Raw genomic sequence first — 15,933 nt, 5'->3', positions numbered from 1 at the left:
TGTCCGGTGTTATTCCTCTCGATTGCGAAAGATCCATGACTCCTGTGCTTCCCCGTTCCACCCCGTTGACGACTGGCCGGCTGCTGTCCATTGACGCCCTCAGAGGCCTGGTGATCCTGTTCATGCTGCTCGATCACGTACGCGAAACCTTTCTCCTGCACCGCCAGGTGTCTGACCCGATGGACATCGCCAGCACCGAGCCGGTGTTGTTCTTCAGCCGCACCCTGGCGCATTTGTGCGCGCCGGTGTTTGTCTTGCTGAGCGGATTGTCGGCGTGGTTGTACGGTGAGAAATATGCTGGCAAAGCCGATGTCAGTGCATTTCTGTTCAAGCGTGGATTGTTTTTGGTCGCGCTGGAATTCACCTTGGTCAACTTCGCCTGGACGTTTCAGGTGCCGCCCAGCGTGATCTATTTGCAGGTGATCTGGGCGATCGGCCTGAGCATGATCGCGCTGGCGCTGCTGGTCTGGTTGCCGCGTGCGCTGCTGCTGATCTTGAGCGTGGCGATCGTTGCCGGACACAACCTGTTCGACGCGGTGCATTTTCCGGTGGAATCCGCCCTGCATGTGCCTTGGGCGATCCTGCATGACCGTGGCTGGATCGAGGTCAGCGACAGCCTGCGTCTGCGCACCTCGTATCCGTTGTTGCCGTGGATCGGTGTGATTGGCCTGGGCTATGCGCTGGGTCCGTGGTTTGCCCGCGGCATGGACGCGACTGTGCGCCAGCGTCGATTACTGATGGCCGGAGTCGGTGGATTGCTGGGCTTCGTGGCGCTGCGCCTGATCAATGGCTATGGCGAAAAGCCGTGGACGCTCAGCGACTCGCTGGTGCAGACACTGATGAGTGTTTTCAACATCACCAAATATCCACCGTCGCTCTTGTTTATCGCACTGACCGTGAGCACGGGGCTGTTGCTGCTGCTCGCCTTCGAACGCGTGCAGAGTCGCCGCTGGATTCGCTGGCTGACGGTGTTCGGTTCGGCGCCGATGTTTTTCTATCTGCTGCATCTGTATGCGTTGAAGGTGTTGTATGTAATGGGCGTCGCCCTGTTCGGACTGAATCAGGGCAGCTACTTCGGCTTTTCGACGGTAGCGGCGGTGTGGCTGGCGGCTATTGTGCTGGCTGTCGTGCTGTTCCCGGCAGTGCGCTGGTTTTCGGCATTCAAAGCGCGGCGGCGGGACATCCGCTGGTTGAAATATCTGTAAATCGAAGCAGCCCTTGTGGGAGCGAGCTTGCTCGCGAAAGCGTCCGGTCAGTCGCCCATGTGTTGACTGATAAAACCCCTTCGCGAGCAAGCTCGCTCCCACAGGTTTCGGGGTGTCTGGATTATTTGCGATCCAGCCACACGGTCTGTGCGTTGCAGAATTCGCGCACGCCGAAGTGCGAGAGTTCACGGCCGAAACCGCTCTTCTTCACGCCGCCGAAGGTCACACGCGGGTCGCTAGCGGAGTAACCGTTGATGAACACGCCGCCGGTTTCCAGTTCGCTGGTCAGTTGCTCGGCCAGTGCGACGTTGGCGGTGTAGATCGTCGCGGTCAGGCCGAATTCGCTGTCGTTGGCCAATGCCACGGCATGCGCACAATCGCGGGCGGTGATGATCGAGGCGACCGGGCCGAACAGCTCCTGTTTGAACGAGGTCATGCGGTCGGTGACGTTGGCCAGCACGGTTGGCTGGTAATAGTTGCCAACGCCCTCGACCTTGCCGCCGCCCAGCAGCAGCGTCGCGCCTTCTTCAAGGGTGTCGCGCACTTGCTGATCCAGTTCATCACGCAGATCGAAGCGCGCCATCGGCCCGATGTAGGTGTCGGCGGCCAGTGGATCGCCCATCTTCAACTCACGTGTAGCTTCGACGAACTTGCGGGTGAATGCTTCGACCACACCTTGTTCAATGATCAGCCGTTTGGCGGCGGCGCAGACCTGGCCGGAGTTCTGATAGCGACCTACCACCGCCGCGTGTACGGCTTCATCAATATCAGCGTCATTGAGCACGATGAACGGATCGGAGCCGCCCAGTTCCAGCACGCACTTCTTCAGCGCCGCGCCGGCCTGAGCGCCGATGGCCATGCCGGCGCGCACGCTGCCGGTCAGCGTCACCGCGGCAATGCGCGGATCGGCGATGGCTGTGGAAACGCCCTCTGGAGTGACATTGATCACTTCAAACACGCCATCGGGGAAACCGGCGCTAACAAACGCATCGCGCAACAGGTAGGCGCTGCCCATCACGTTCGGCGCATGCTTGAGCACGTAAGTGTTGCCGGCAATCAGTGTCGGAACAGCGCCGCGCAGCACCTGCCAGAACGGGAAGTTCCATGGCATCACTGCCAGAATCGGCCCCAGCGGACGGTATTCGATACGCGCCTTGCCGCCTTCAACCTGAGTGGCCTCGGCATCGAGCATGGCCGGGCCGTGTTCGGCGTACCATTCGCAGAGTTTGGCGCATTTCTCGATTTCGCCGCGGGCCTGGGTGATCGGCTTGCCCATTTCCAGGGTGATCATGGTGGCCATGGCGTCAGCCGTTTCACGCAGCGCTCCGGCGAGGGCGGAGAGCAGGCGCGAGCGATCCTGCAGCGGCTTGCGCTTCCACTTGCCAAAACCATAAGCGGCGCGGGTCAACGCAGCGTCCAGGTCGGCAGCGGATTCAAAAGCGTAGTGGCCGATCTGTTCGCCGTTGGCGGGGTTGATCGAAAGGGCGTGGGTCTGGCTGGAAATCTGGCTCATGGCGTCATCCTGCGTATTCAGTGGATGAGCGAAGAGTAGGGTGGTGTTTGTTTTCTGGAAACTGAATAATAAAGATCGTTTCCTTCACGATTGGAGAATGACTGTGGATCTGGTGCAACTGGAAATCTTCAAAGCCGTGGCCGAGCACGGCAGCATCAGCGCCGCTGCCACGCACATCCATCGCGTGCCGTCGAACCTGACCACGCGCATCAAACAGCTGGAGCAGGATCTCGGCGTCGATCTGTTTATCCGCGAAAAGAGCCGTTTGCGTCTGTCACCGGCCGGATGGAGTTTCCTCGAGTACACGCGGCGCATTCTCGACCTGGTGCAGGAAGCCCGGGCCACCGTGGCCGGTGAAGAACCTCAGGGCGCGTTCCCGTTGGGCTCGCTGGAAAGTACCGCTGCGGTGCGTATTCCCGAGCTGCTGGCCGCGTACAACCAGCAGCATCCGAAGGTCGACCTCGACCTGTCGACCGGGCCTTCCGGGACGATGATCGACGGCGTACTTTCCGGGCGGCTGGCGGCGGCCTTTGTCGACGGCCCGGTGCTGCATCCGGCCCTGGAAGGCGTGCCGGCGTTCGAAGAGGAAATGGTCATCATCGCGCCGCTCAATCACTCGCCGGTTGAACGTGCGGCGGATGTGAATGGCGAAAATATCTACGCTTTTCGGTCCAACTGTTCCTATCGCCACCACTTTGAAAAATGGTTCGGCAGCGACGCCGCCGTGCCGGGCAAGATCTTCGAAATGGAGTCCTACCACGGCATGCTCGCCTGCGTCAGCGCCGGCGCCGGGCTCGCACTGATGCCACGCAAAATGCTGCAGAGCATGCCCGGCAGCGCGACTGTCAGTGTCTGGCCGCTGAGCGCAGATTTCCGCTATCTGACGACCTGGCTGGTCTGGCGTCGGGGCACGGTGTCGCGCAGTTTGAGCATGTTTGTCCGATTGCTCGAGGAGCGCGGTGTGGTGCGCGCCGAATCCGAACCTGCCTGAGGCGTGACTACGCTGCCGATTGCTGATTGAGGCTGGCAATCAATTCGTCCGTGCCGACAATCGCATGGGCGAACGTCGGGCCGTTGAGCTCATGGGCGGCGTGCATCATTTCCGCCTTGAACGCGGCCGTCGCGTCGCGCACCAGCGTGACGTGGTAACCCAATTCCGAGGCGTAGCGGGCAGTGGCTTCGATGCAGGTATTGGCGAGCAGGCCGACGATGATCACATGGGTGATGCCTTGCTGCTTCAGGCGAAAATCCAGGTCAGTGTTGGCGAATCCGCTGGACCCCCAGTGTTCCTGCACCACGATATCGCCATCGCGCGGAGCGAAATCCGGATGCCATTCGCCGCCCCATTCGCCCCGGGCGAAATGGTGCATGTGCATGATCTTGCATTGGGTGGGAGTGGGATGATCCCAGGCTTCGTAATCGCCTTTTTCCCAGCGGTGGTGGGGGACGATGACCACCGCAATATCAAGGCTGCGCACGGCGCGGTCGAGTTTGCGCAGATTGTCGAGCAAGCCGTTCTGCTCTGCCATCGGCTGGATCAGCGGGAAGACTTTGCCGCCCTCCGAGAGAAAATCGTTGTACGGATCGACCAGCAGATAGGCGGTTCTGTCCAGCGGGTAAAGGGGCTTCGACATCACGATAACTCCGATAAGGAAATGGATCGTTGCACGGCGCTTGCCCCGGCAACGTGTCCATATGATAATCATAGTAACTGTAAAGGAGGCAAGTGCTGATGGTTGTAAACGATAGCTGCGGGAAAACCTTATGTCCGATTTCCCGGGCCGAGGATCTGGTTGGCGATCGCTGGACCGTACTGGTGCTGCGCGAGTTGTTCATGGGCAGTCACCGCTACGACGAGATTCAGGCGCAGACCGGCGGGACGCCGCAGATGGTCGCTGCCCGCCTCAAATCGCTTGAGGCGGACGGACTGGTTGAGCGGCGTCTGTACAGCGAGCGCCCCAAGCGCTACGAATATCACCTCACCGCGAAAGGCGAGGCGTTTTATCCGGTGATCATCGCTTTGCGAGCGTGGGGCGAAACCTGGTGCAAGACGCCCGAGGAAGGTCTGGCGGTGGTTCTCACCCACAAGCGCTGCAACCATGCGGCCGGCCTCGGGCCGCTGTGTGAACACTGCGGCGAACCGCTGCGCCGCGAAGATTTGATCAGCCAGCCACAGCAGGCTTACGCCGCCGAACGACAGGCACGGCGCGATGCCTTCAAGCGCAAGTGACCAAGGGCTTTACGGCGTGCCGTTGCGCCCATAAAGACGATAACCGTCGCGCTGATTCAAGCGGTCGTAGTACGCACGCACCGCCGCGAAATCCGGATGCTCGAGCGGTGTTTCGAACCAGCGATTCACCGACAACCCGATCGGAATGTCCGCCAGAGAAAACTGCTCGCCACTGACGTAGGCCCCGGTTTTCTGCAACTGACGGTCGAGGATTTGCATGTTGCGCGCCCAATCCCGGCAACCGGCGGCCAGCGCGTCGCGATCCTGGTAATCCGGCGATTTGCGCACCAGCGCCATCAGCGGATACGACCATGAACGGTTGAGCTCCGAGGCCTGCCAGTCGATCCACTGATCGACTCGCGCCCGAGCGATCGGCTCGGCCGGATACAGATGAGCGCCGCCGTAACGCGTCGCCAGATAGCGGATGATTGTATTGGATTCCCACAGGGTGAAATCACCGTCCTGAATGACTGGCACCATGGCGCAGGGATTGAGCGCGAGAAATTCCGGCGTGTCCGGCGACTTGAAGCCCGAGCCCCAGTCTTCACGCTCGAAGGCGATGCCCAGTTCAGCGCAAGTCCACAACACTTTGCGCACGTTGATCGATGAGGCTTTACCGAGTATTCGCAACATTGGATCTCCTTGTCGGCTGATGTCGGACGCAGGGAATACCATAGCGCAAAACACAAGGCCCGCATCGTGCGGGCCTTGGTTCATCCATGCTCGATCGATTCAGAGACTGCCCGCCAGCTTGCCGCCGGTCATGCGTCGGCGATAGGCGCTGTCGCGGTTGGCCAGCCAGAAATACAGCGGTGACGTCACCAGCAAACCGACCAGCCAGGACAGGTCGGCGCCATTGATGTATGCCGAGACCGGGCCGACGTACAGCGGTGTGTTCATGAACGGGATCTGCACGGCGATGCCGATGGCGTAGGCCAGCAAAGCCTGCGGGTTGTAGCGACCGTAGATGCCGCCGTCGACCTGGAAGATCGAGTTGATGTCGTACTGACCCTTGTGGATCGCGTAGAAGTCGATCAGGTTGATCGCCGTCCACGGCACCAACACCACCAGCAACACCAGCACCATGTCGACGAAGTGGCCGATGAAGTCAGCCGACGCGCCGACCGCAGCGAAGCAGCACGCCAATAACACGATGATCGAAATCACCGCACGACTTTTTGCCGTCGGAATCCAGCGGTAGGCGAAGGTCTGCACCAGAGTAATCAGCGACAGCACAGCGCCGTACAGATTGAGGGCGTTGTGGCTGATCACGCTGAGCAGAAAGAGCACCAGCATCAGCGGGCCGATGGCGCCGGTGGCCAGTTTGACCGCGTCCATGGTGTCCATGCCCACGGGCGTGGCCAGCACCGCCACGGCGCCGAACACGAATGACAGGCTCGAGCCCAGTGCCGAGCCGAGATAAGTCGTCCAGAACGTCGACGACACTTTCACATCGGCCGGCAGGTAACGCGAGTAGTCGGACACGTAGGGCGCGAATGCGATTTGCCACAACGCCGCCAGCGACACCGTGGCCAGCCAGCCGGAGAGATTGAAGCTGCCGCGCGTGAGGAAATCGTCGGTCTGGATGTGGGTCAGGATGTAACCGAAACCGACGGCGATACCGATCCCCAGCACCCAGGTGCCGATGCGATTGAGCACGTGGATGAAACGGTAGCCAATGATGCCGATGATCCCGGAACCCAGTGCACCGATGACGATACCGACCGGCACCGGAACGCTGTCGACCACCCCGTGCAACGACTTGCCGGCGAGCACGATGTTGGAGGCGAAGAAGCCGATGTACATCACCCCGGCAATCAGCACCACCAGCAAGGCACCAAGCGAGCCGAACTGCGCGCGGCTCTGGATCATTTGCGGAATGCCCATCTGCGGGCCTTGCGCCGAGTGCAGCGCCATCAGCACGCCGCCGACCAGGTGGCCGACCAGAATCGCGACGATGCCCCAGACCAGATTCAGATGAAACAACTGCACACCCAGCGCCCCGGTGACGATGGGCAACGGCGCGATGTTGCCGCCGAACCAGAGGGTGAACAGATCGCGGACCTTTCCATGGCGATCTTCGGGCGGCACGTAGCCAATCGTGTGTTTTTCAATCAGCGCAGCGGAGGTGGATGCGGGGGTAGCCATGACGAACTCCAAGGCAAGGATGAGTACGTGGACGTACTTCGGTAAGCGCCGGCACGGGTGGCGCATTTCTTGTTGGAGTGATCATGTGCAAAGCCCTGGCATAGATAAATTAGTAAGTTTGTTGCTTCAGACCTTAAAAAATATATGTCCCGAACGGCGGGGCTGTCCGGTATGTTCTCTCTCAGTTGTCAGCGCTCTTTGTGGCGAGGGAGCTTGATCCCGCTGGGCTGCGAAGCGGCCCCAAAAGTTTTCGGTTCGCCACCGGTTTTTTGTGAATGCTGCGCACTCAAGCGCGAGCATGCTCCCTCGCCACAAAAAGCACTGTTTGATTTCGCTGGAGGTTCCATGGCCGCCTACAACCTGCGCCAGCTCAAATACTTCGTCACCACCGCCGACTGCGGCAGCGTCGCCGAAGCTTCGCGCAAGCTCTACATCGCCCAGCCTTCGGTGTCCACGGCGATCAAGCACCTGGAAGAGAGCTTCGGGGTGCAGTTGTTCATCCGCCACCACGCCCAGGGCGTGTCGCTGACCCCCAGCGGTTCGCGCTTTTATCGCAAGGCGCTGGAGCTGTTGCGGGTGGCCCATGAGTTCGAACAGAACGCCCTGGCGGACAACGATGTGGTCGCCGGGCAGATCGATATCGGCTGTTTCGAAACGGTTGCGCCGCTGTATCTGCCGCGCCTGATCGCTGGCTTCAAGCAGCGCTGGCCGGGGGTGGAAATCCGCATTCGCGACGGTGAGCAGCAGGAGCTGGTGCAAGCCCTGACGGCGGGCAGCATCGATGTGGCGATGCTCTTCGAACACGACCTCGACAGCACCATCGAAACCGCGTCACTGATGCCGCCGCAGCAGCCGTACGCCTTGCTGCCCGCCGACCATCGCTTTGCGCAACAGGCCAAAGTCTCGCTGCATGATCTGGTGCTGGAACCGATGATTCTGCTCGACGTGGTGCCGAGCCGGACGTACTTCGTGAGCATTTTCGAAGAGCGCGGTTTGACCCCGAACATCGTCTTCAGCTCGCCGTCGATCGAGATGGTGCGCGGCATGGTCGCCAACGGCTTCGGTTTTTCCATTTTGGTGACCAGGCCGTTCAGCGACTACACCTACGACGGGCAGCAAGTCGTCTGCGTGCCGCTGGCCGAAACCGTCACCGGCTCAGGTTTGTCGGCAGCGTGGCTGCGGCGGGTGCAACTGACCAAGCCGGTGCAGTTGTTTGTCGATCATTGCCGCGAGGAACTGGCCCGGCTGTACACCTGAACCGTGCCGGGCCGGGTGTCACAGGCGGATGAAATTGAGCATGCGTTGCAGCATTTCATCGCAGGCGTGCAATTGTTCGAGGCTGACAAATTCATCCGGCTTATGTCCCTGATCCATGCTGCCGGGGCCGCACACCACCGTGGGAATTCCCACTGCGTCGAATAATCCGCCTTCAGTGCCGAATGCCACGGTGCCGAAGTCCGTGGAGGCGCAAAACGCGGCGACCAGCGCAGCTGCTTCGCTATGTGCCTCGGTGACCAGTCCCGGATAGGCCGACAACTCGCTGAAACGGATGTCGCTGTGCGCACTGACAGCACGCATGCGGGACAGCACCTCGCGTTCAGCGTAGGCCTTCAGCGCTTCGGCGACGAGGGCCGGATCCTGCGAGGGCAGGGCGCGGATCTCGAAATCGAAGCGGCAATCGGCGGGCACGATATTCAGTGCCTTGCCGCCACTGATGAGCCCGGTTTGCACGGTGCTGTAGGGCGGATCGAAGCGCGCATCATGGTATTCGGGTGCCTTGAGTTGCTGGCCGAGCCGCCCCAGTTCGGCGATCAGTTCGGCGGCGTATTCGATGGCGTTGACCCCGAGCGGCGCATAGGCTGAATGACACGGATGACCGTGCACGTCACAGCGCATCGCCAGTTTGCCTTTGTGACCGAGCACCGGTTTCAGCTCGGTCGGTTCGCCGATGATGCACAGCAACGGTTTGACCGGACGCTGCTGCAACATTTCAAGCAACGAGCGCACGCCAAGGCAGCCAACTTCCTCGTCATAAGACAGGGCGATGTGCACCGGCAGGCGCAAAGGCGTTGCAACCAATGCCGGCACCAACGCCAGCACGCAGGCGATATAGCCTTTCATGTCCGCCGTGCCACGGCCGAACAACTTGCCGTCGCGCTCGCTCAGTTCGAACGGCGGTAGCGTCCAGAGCTGACCATCGACCGGCACCACATCGGTGTGCCCGGACAGCACGATGCCCGGTTGATCGGCCGGGCCGAGGGTAGCGAACAGATTGGCTTTGTTGCGCTCCTGGTTGTAAATCAGCGCGCACGGCACGTCATGACTGGCGAGGTAATCGCGCACGAACTCGATCAACTGCAGGTTGGATTCGCGGCTGGTGGTGTCGAATCCCACCAGCGCTTTGAGCAGCTCGACGCTGTTCATCGATCATCTCCGGCGACGCCGTAGCCGGGTGCCCTGGCCGGATCGAGGGCGCGGTCGATGTAGTCCTGCAGTTGCGGCCGGTAGGCATCCCAGAGTGTCTGCAACTGGCCGATCGGATTGTCATCGGCCCAGTCCACGCGCAGGTTGACGATGGGCCAGGTCTGTTCGCCCACCACCAGCAGCGCTGCCGAATGCACCGGCCCGGCTTCACCGCCGAGTGCTTGCGCAGCGTGCAGAGCCTTGAGCAAGCGCTCGGCAAGTTGTCCTTCGCCGTGCTCGAAAGCACTGACCATCGCCTCGATGACATCGCGTCCGGCGAGCATGTTGCCGGCGGCTACGCACTGTTCACCGACAACGGCGTTGTGCACGCCGAGGGTTTGCGCGCCGCTGAAGTGCGCGGTCTGGCCGAGGTGGTTGATCGCAGTAATCTGGCGGTACTGGCTGTAGCCGTTGCGCGTGAGCACCTGGTCCAGCGCGGCGGCGGGGGTGACGCCTTGTTCCAGCAGGGCGAGGACTTCCGGGCCGAGGGAGGGCAGGGTGATGTTCTGGCTCGACACCGCGCCGACACCCGGCAACAGCCACGGGCAGCGGGCGCCGACGGCGATGCTGGAGGAACTGATGGCGATACCCAACTGGCCGGTGTCGGCGCAGCGGGCGGTGATTGAAAAGGTCATGGGCGGGCTCCTTGGTTGTCTGGGCTGGCGTCTTCGCGAGCAGGCTCGCTCCCACAGGGGGAATGCGTTCAAGCGGGGTGGGTGGTTGTCTGTGCTGGCCTTATCGCTGGCAAGCCAGCTCCCACAGGAGAATGAAGTTCAATGTGGGAGCGAGCCTGCTCGCGAAGGCCGCGACTTGGCTTTCCTGACTTACTCAGGAATCACCGCAATCACATCAATTTCCATCAGCCACTGCGGCTGGCCCAGCGCCGAGACCACCAGCCCGGTGGAAATCGGAAACACGCCCTTGAGCCATTTGCCGACTTCCTGATACACCGCTTCGCGATAACGCGGGTCGATCAGGTAGGTGGTGGTCTTGACGATATGGCTCATGTCGCTGCCGGCTTCCTCCAGCAATTGCTTGACGTTGCGCATGGCTTGCTCGGCCTGGGCGCGCGGGTCACCGAGACCGACCAGATTGCCGTCGAAATCGGTGCCGACCTGGCCGCGGACATACACCGTGTTGCCGGCGCGCACGGCCTGGCACAAGTCGTTGTCGAGCGTCTGGTTGGGGTAGGTGTCTTTGGTATTGAACATGCGGATGCGCGTGTGGGTAGGCTGGCTCATGGGTGGCTCCTGAAGAAGGCTTGCACCGGCGCGACCGGCGCCGGTATTTGAGAGGGAATCAGGCGTTGACGCTGTCGACGATGGCGGTGTGCACCTGGGCTTCGCGCTGCTCGGCATCGCGGTAGGCAAGGTATTTGCGCTGGGTGGCGATGTGGTCGGCAACGTGCCTGGCGTCGTGCCACACGCCCCAGATAAACGACGAACCCCGCCGCGATTGCCACGGCAGACCAAGGAAATAAATCCCCGGCTCGCTCGACACGCCACGCTGATGTACGGGCTTGCCCTGCGCATCCAGCGCTGCGACTTTCAGCCACGAATAATCCACGGCGAACCCGGTGGCCCATATGATCGAAGTGACCCCGGCGTCGTGCAGATCCAGTTCGCGCAGCGGGTTTTTCACGCACTCGGGGTCGGCAAACATTTCCCGCGCCTCGGGCTCCTCGGGCAGGTCGAGGCCGTTGCGTTCGATGTAGGCATCGGCGGCATCGAGCAGTGCCAGATAGTTCTCGTCGCCGCGCTTGAGGTTGGCGAGCAGATCCTGCTTGAACGTCACCACGCCATCGTTGAACGACTCGGTGACACCGACCAGGGTCATGCCGCGATGAGCCAGGACGCGGAAGTCGATGGTGCGCCCGCCATGAGCGCCGCTGACGGCAATGGTCACGTGCTCGCGCCCGGGTTTCATCGCCGCTTGATCCCACTCGCCGAGCACCCCCAGCCACCAGCAGAAATCCCGATTGCGATAAGCGCGAGGCGGGCGGTCATGCGCTCCGACCGACAGGTAAACCTGTTTGCCGGCGCGTTGCAGTTCGTCGGCAATCTGCACCCCGGAAGAACCGGCGCCCACCACCAGCACCGCGCCCTCGGGCAGTTGCTGTGGATTGCGGTAATCGGCCGAATGGATTTGCAGCAAGCGTTCGTCGTGCGGCGCGATCGCCGGGATCACCGGTGTCTGAAAAGGCCCGGTCGCCGCCACGACACGGCTGGCTTCGATCACACCTTCGGAAGTCTCGACGGTGAAGCCGGGACGGCCGACATTGCGCACCACGCTTTTGACTTCGACGCCGGTACGGATCGGTGCATTGAATTTCTTCGCGTAGGCTTCGAAGTAATCGGCCACGCGCTCTTTCGGGGCAAAACCGTCGGGATCGACGTCATCGAATTCCAGGCCGGGAAAGCGGTCGTGCCACGCCGGGCCGTTGGCCACCAGCGAGTCCCAGCGCCCGGTGCGCCAGCGTTCAGCGATACGACTGCGCTCCAGCACCAGATGCGGGATGCCGAGTTTGCTCAGGTGCTCGCTCATCGCCACACCCGCTTGGCCGGCACCGACGATCAGCGTGTCTGTTTTTATTATTTCAGGGGTCATCTCTACATCCTTCCTAGCAAGGCAGTTGGATTCGGGCCGCTGTCGGCTTGTCCGTTTGGCTTGAGGTCAGACTAGGGAGAGGGGGGGTATCGGTAAAATATTATTAAGCTGGGAAGTGAAGATAAAAATCTGATGCAGGTTGGCTTGAGCCTTTGTTTTCGGGGCTTCAAGGGCGCACGTGCTCTGCCAGCAAGCAGTTATTTTGTGGCGAGGGAGCTTGCTCCCTCGCCACAGGTTCTGTGGGGTTGAGGAATCGGCTTATCGATTCAGGAACGCCAACAGGTCTTCATTCAGCGCCTGTCCATGGGTCACGGCAAACCCGTGCGGCGCGCCGGCGTAGACCTTCAATTCGGCGCCCTTGATCTGCGCGGCGGCCTGCTTGCCGGTGATTTCGAACGGCACGATCTGATCGCCGTCGCCATGGATCACCAGTGTCGGCACATCAATTTTGGCCATGTCCGGGCGGAAGTCGGTTTCCGAGAACGCCGTTACGCAATCGACGGTGCCCTTGAGCGAAGCCAACAGTGCGATGTTCAGCGTCTGGGTGAGCACGCCGTCGGAGACTTTCTGGCCCTGATTGAGGCCGTAGAACGGCGTGTTGAAATCAGCGATGAACTGCGCGCGATCCTTCAGCAGGCCGGCCTTGATACCGTCGAATACCGATTTGTCGACGCCCTCGGCGAAGTCGGCTTTCTTGCCGAACAGCGGCGTTACGGCGCCGAGCAAGACCAGGCCGGCAACCCGCTCACTGCCATGGCGGGCGATGTAACGGCTGACGTCACCGCCGCCCATGGAAAAGCCCACCAGGGTCACGTCGCGCAGATCCAGATGATTGATCAGACCGGCGATGTCATCGGCGAAGGTGTCGTAGTCGTAGCCGGTCCACGGTTGATCGGAGCGGCCGAAACCACGGCGATCGAACGCGATGGTGCGGTAGCCGCGACTGCTCAGGTATTCCATCTGGTATTCCCACATGTCGGCATCCAGCGGCCAGCCGTGGCTGAACAGCACGGGCTTGCCGCTGCCCCAGTCCTTGTAATAGATCTCGGTACCGTCTTGGGTCTTGAAGGTGCTCATGCAAACTCCTTGGGATCGTGTGTGTGGGCAAGAATAGATGCCGAATGGGCAACGGCCACTATCCGCGCAAAACTCGCCGGCCACTTGTACGCAGGTGCTGGTTTCACACGTATGAAAGCGCGACGAACCCCGATGAACGGTCGAAACATAAGTTTGACGCCAAAATGATGGCCATCTAATATCGCGCCACTATTTTGATGTCACTTTTTGTGTCGAGGGATCGAACATGTTTTCACCCGCCTTCACGGCGCGGTTGTGTCTGGCGCTGCTTTGCCTTTCTCCGCTTGAATCTGCCTGGGCTGCGCCCACTCCCGGTGAAACCGACCTGATCCGCGAACGCCAGAATCGCTTGCTCGAAGAGCAGCAACGGCGCCTCGAAGAACTCAAGGATCTGCCCGGCAAAGACGCCAAGCCTGCGCAGCCGACGGCGCCCGCCGATACTCGCTGCTTCACCATTAAGGACATCGAGCTCAAAGGTGCCGACAGCCTTTCGGAGCGCGAGAAGGCGCGTCTGCTAGAACCCTATATCGGCGAATGCCTTGGTGTGCCGCAGCTCAACGAACTGCTGAAAGTCATCACCGACCACTACATCGAGAAAGGTCTGGTGACCAGCCGCGCTTACTTGCCGCAGCAGGATCTGTCCGCCGGGCATTTGAAAGTGCTGGTGGTCGAAGGCAAGCTCGAAGGCATGAAGGGCGCGGAAAACAGCCGGCTTTCGGATCGCGAACTGGCCATGGCCTTCCCCGGCAAGAGCGGTGAGCTGGTCAACTTGCGCGAGATCGAGCAGATGGTCGATCAGCTCAATCGCCTGCCGTCCAATCAGGCAAAAATGGAGCTGGCGCCGGGGCAGAATGTCGGCGGCAGCGAAGTACGGGTCACCAACACGCCGCAAAAACCTTGGCGCGCCGGCCTGTCGCGCAGCAACGATGGCCAGCGCAGCACCGGCGAGCAGCAGTGGGGCACCTCGTTCGACTGGGACAGCCCGCTGGGTCTGGCCGACCAATTGAGCCTGCGCGGCGGTCACGATGCGATGACCGATCATCAGCACACCTCCAACAACGCCATGCTCAATTACAGCCTGCCGTGGGGCTGGTGGACCTTCAGTTACACCTACAGTCAGAGCGAGTACCGCTCGCAGATCGCCGCCAACGGTTACAACTTCAAGCAGACCGGCGACAGCGAAAACCATCAGTTGCGCGCCGAGCGCGTGATTCATCGAGACTCGGTGAGCAAGACTTCTTTAAGCGCCGGTCTGTCGTACCTGCGCACCAACAACTTCATCGAAGACAGCAAACTCAAACTGAGCAGCAATCGCATCAGCGAAGCGCAGTTCGGTTTCAACCATGGCCGTCGCGTCGGCAGCGCATTCGTCAACTTCGACGCTGGCATGCAGGAGGGCATCGGCGCGTTCGATGCCCAGGGCAATCACGAGCCCGGCCCCGGCGAGCCAGATGCGCGCTACCGCAAATACACCGCAACCTTGAGCTATTTGCAGCCGTTCAAATTGCTCGGCGAATCCTTCAGCTTCAGCAGCCTGATGACCGGCCAGCGCAGCGAAGACGTGCTGTTCAGCCCACAGCGCACCAGCCTTGGCGGCTCGGCGTCGATTCGTGGCTACAAGGATCAGTCGCTGTCCGGTGACAGCGGCGGTTACTGGCGCAACGATTTGCGCTGGAGCCGACCGGTGAGCGCCGACTGGCTGCAACCGGTGTTCGCCGAATACGGCGCCAGCCTCGGTTACGACCAGGGTGTGATTGCGAACGATCGCTATAACGGCGATCAGCACGGGCGCATGTCGAGCAACTCGCTGGAGCTGTTCGCCCGAGGCCAGCACGTGGCCGCGAGCGTGACCTTCGCGCATTCCCTGGAACGACCGGACGCGCTGACCGAGCGCGAAGCGCCGATCTATTTCCGCCTGGATTTCTTCATTTAATTTTTGCCCGCTTCGAGATTCTGATATGGACATTCGCCACCTGGCCTTCCTGGCCGGCCAACCTTCTGTGGCCGTAAAAAAGCGCGAGCAATTCTGCGGCATGCCCAAGCGCGGACTGGCCTTCCTGCTGGCGAACGTCATGTTCTGGCAACCGATGTGGGCGCAGGCCGATGGCATCGTTGTCGCTAACCCCAATACCACACTGGATCGTGCCGGCAACGGCGTGCCAATCATCAATATCGCCACGCCCAATGCCAGCGGGCTGTCGCATAACCAGTTCCATGATTACAACGTCGGTGCGCAAGGCGTCATCCTCAACAACGGCGCGACCCAGACGTCGAGCACACAACTGGGCGGCCACGTCATAGGCAACCCGAACCTGAAAAACAGCGGTTCGGCGCAGGCAATTCTCAACGAAGTCATCAGCGGCAATCCAAGTCAGTTGCGCGGCTACACCGAAGTGGCCGGGCAGTCGGCGCGGGTCATCGTCGCCAACCCGTACGGCATCACCTGCAATGGCTGCGGCTTTATCAACGCGCCACGGGTGACCTTGACCACCGGCAAACCGGTGCTGGAAAACGGTCGGCTGGATCGTTTCCAGGTCGATCAGGGCAGCGTGGCCATCGAAGGCGCGGGCATCAACGCGACCAACATCGACCGCTTCGAAATCATCACCCGCAGCGCGAAAATCAACGCGCAGATTCAGGCGCAGAACCTGACCATCGTCGCCGGTCGCAACGACGTCAACGCCGACAGC

General features: G+C 61.2%; 15 protein-coding genes. 6 read left to right on the top strand and 9 right to left on the bottom strand.

Annotated features, from left to right (window positions below; genetic code table 11):
- Window positions 1–35 precede the first annotated feature (35 nt).
- Window positions 36–1,205 carry an acetyltransferase domain-containing protein gene (locus tag VNV36_RS03580; protein WP_325716304.1) on the top strand — a complete coding sequence of 390 codons (1,170 nt, stop codon included), beginning with the start codon at window positions 36–38 and terminating at the stop codon, window positions 1,203–1,205.
- A gap of 121 nt (window positions 1,206–1,326) precedes the next feature.
- Here the strand turns inward: VNV36_RS03580 and VNV36_RS03575 are convergent, their stop codons facing one another.
- Window positions 1,327–2,718 (bottom strand): aldehyde dehydrogenase family protein, encoded by a 1,392-nt coding sequence (locus VNV36_RS03575; protein ID WP_325716302.1) that lies wholly within the window; start codon window positions 2,716–2,718, stop codon window positions 1,327–1,329.
- A 103-nt stretch (window positions 2,719–2,821) separates the two neighbouring features.
- Between VNV36_RS03575 and ptrR the strand changes: the two genes are divergently transcribed.
- Window positions 2,822–3,709 (top strand): putrescine utilization regulator PtrR, encoded by an 888-nt coding sequence (gene ptrR / locus VNV36_RS03570; RefSeq protein ID WP_325716806.1) that lies wholly within the window; start codon window positions 2,822–2,824, stop codon window positions 3,707–3,709.
- 7 nt (window positions 3,710–3,716) lie between these two features.
- Here the strand turns inward: ptrR and VNV36_RS03565 are convergent, their stop codons facing one another.
- On the bottom strand, window positions 3,717–4,352 hold the full coding sequence (locus VNV36_RS03565; RefSeq protein ID WP_325716300.1) for a cysteine hydrolase family protein: 636 nt from the start codon (window positions 4,350–4,352) through the stop codon (window positions 3,717–3,719).
- Window positions 4,353–4,450: 98 nt separating this feature from the next.
- Between VNV36_RS03565 and VNV36_RS03560 the strand changes: the two genes are divergently transcribed.
- Window positions 4,451–4,948 carry a winged helix-turn-helix transcriptional regulator gene (locus VNV36_RS03560; RefSeq protein ID WP_325716298.1) on the top strand — a complete coding sequence of 166 codons (498 nt, stop codon included), beginning with the start codon at window positions 4,451–4,453 and terminating at the stop codon, window positions 4,946–4,948.
- Window positions 4,949–4,957: 9 nt separating this feature from the next.
- On the opposite strand, the gene VNV36_RS03555 is transcribed toward VNV36_RS03560, so the two are convergent.
- Together VNV36_RS03555 and VNV36_RS03550 are read right to left on the bottom strand one after the other, a co-directional pair.
- Window positions 4,958–5,581, bottom strand: coding sequence for a glutathione S-transferase family protein (locus VNV36_RS03555; RefSeq protein WP_325716296.1), 624 nt, complete (start codon window positions 5,579–5,581; stop codon window positions 4,958–4,960).
- 99 nt (window positions 5,582–5,680) lie between these two features.
- Complete coding sequence (locus VNV36_RS03550) at window positions 5,681–7,096, bottom strand: purine-cytosine permease family protein (RefSeq protein ID WP_325716294.1); 1,416 nt, start codon at window positions 7,094–7,096, stop codon at window positions 5,681–5,683.
- A 345-nt stretch (window positions 7,097–7,441) separates the two neighbouring features.
- On the opposite strand from VNV36_RS03550, the gene VNV36_RS03545 reads away from it, so the two are divergent.
- Window positions 7,442–8,353: a LysR family transcriptional regulator gene (locus tag VNV36_RS03545; protein ID WP_325716292.1), complete on the top strand. Its 912-nt coding sequence runs from the start codon at window positions 7,442–7,444 to the stop codon at window positions 8,351–8,353.
- 18 nt (window positions 8,354–8,371) lie between these two features.
- Here the strand turns inward: VNV36_RS03545 and argE are convergent, their stop codons facing one another.
- The 5 genes from argE to VNV36_RS03520 all read right to left on the bottom strand — a co-directional run bounded on the left by argE (window position 8,372) and on the right by VNV36_RS03520 (window position 13,243).
- The gene (gene argE, locus VNV36_RS03540; protein ID WP_325716290.1) at window positions 8,372–9,520 is read right to left on the bottom strand and encodes an acetylornithine deacetylase; all 1,149 of its coding nucleotides are present in this window, start codon (window positions 9,518–9,520) and stop codon (window positions 8,372–8,374) included.
- Window positions 9,517–10,194, bottom strand: a complete 678-nt coding sequence (locus VNV36_RS03535; protein WP_325716288.1) for a DUF1028 domain-containing protein — start codon at window positions 10,192–10,194, stop codon at window positions 9,517–9,519. Before VNV36_RS03535 ends, argE begins: the two co-directional genes overlap by 4 nt.
- Before the next feature lie 189 nt (window positions 10,195–10,383).
- Window positions 10,384–10,800 carry a RidA family protein gene (locus tag VNV36_RS03530; protein ID WP_039763092.1) on the bottom strand — a complete coding sequence of 139 codons (417 nt, stop codon included), beginning with the start codon at window positions 10,798–10,800 and terminating at the stop codon, window positions 10,384–10,386.
- Window positions 10,801–10,858: 58 nt separating this feature from the next.
- The gene (locus VNV36_RS03525; protein ID WP_325716285.1) at window positions 10,859–12,166 is read right to left on the bottom strand and encodes a flavin-containing monooxygenase; all 1,308 of its coding nucleotides are present in this window, start codon (window positions 12,164–12,166) and stop codon (window positions 10,859–10,861) included.
- 258 nt (window positions 12,167–12,424) lie between these two features.
- Window positions 12,425–13,243, bottom strand: a complete 819-nt coding sequence (locus tag VNV36_RS03520) for an alpha/beta fold hydrolase (protein ID WP_325716283.1) — start codon at window positions 13,241–13,243, stop codon at window positions 12,425–12,427.
- 226 nt (window positions 13,244–13,469) lie between these two features.
- On the opposite strand from VNV36_RS03520, the gene VNV36_RS03515 reads away from it, so the two are divergent.
- Together VNV36_RS03515 and VNV36_RS03510 are read left to right on the top strand one after the other, a co-directional pair.
- A complete protein-coding gene (locus VNV36_RS03515; protein WP_325716281.1) occupies window positions 13,470–15,176 on the top strand; it encodes a ShlB/FhaC/HecB family hemolysin secretion/activation protein in 1,707 nt (568 codons plus the stop codon).
- Window positions 15,177–15,201: 25 nt separating this feature from the next.
- Window positions 15,202–15,933: filamentous hemagglutinin N-terminal domain-containing protein (locus tag VNV36_RS03510; protein ID WP_325716278.1), on the top strand; the 732-nt coding region annotated here is incomplete at its 3' end.

The organism is Pseudomonas sp., assembly GCF_035554175.1.
Taxonomy (GTDB): domain Bacteria; phylum Pseudomonadota; class Gammaproteobacteria; order Pseudomonadales; family Pseudomonadaceae; genus Aquipseudomonas.
The sequence above is the reverse complement of the archived record's forward strand: the minus strand, read 5'-3'. Positions and strand labels throughout refer to the sequence as shown.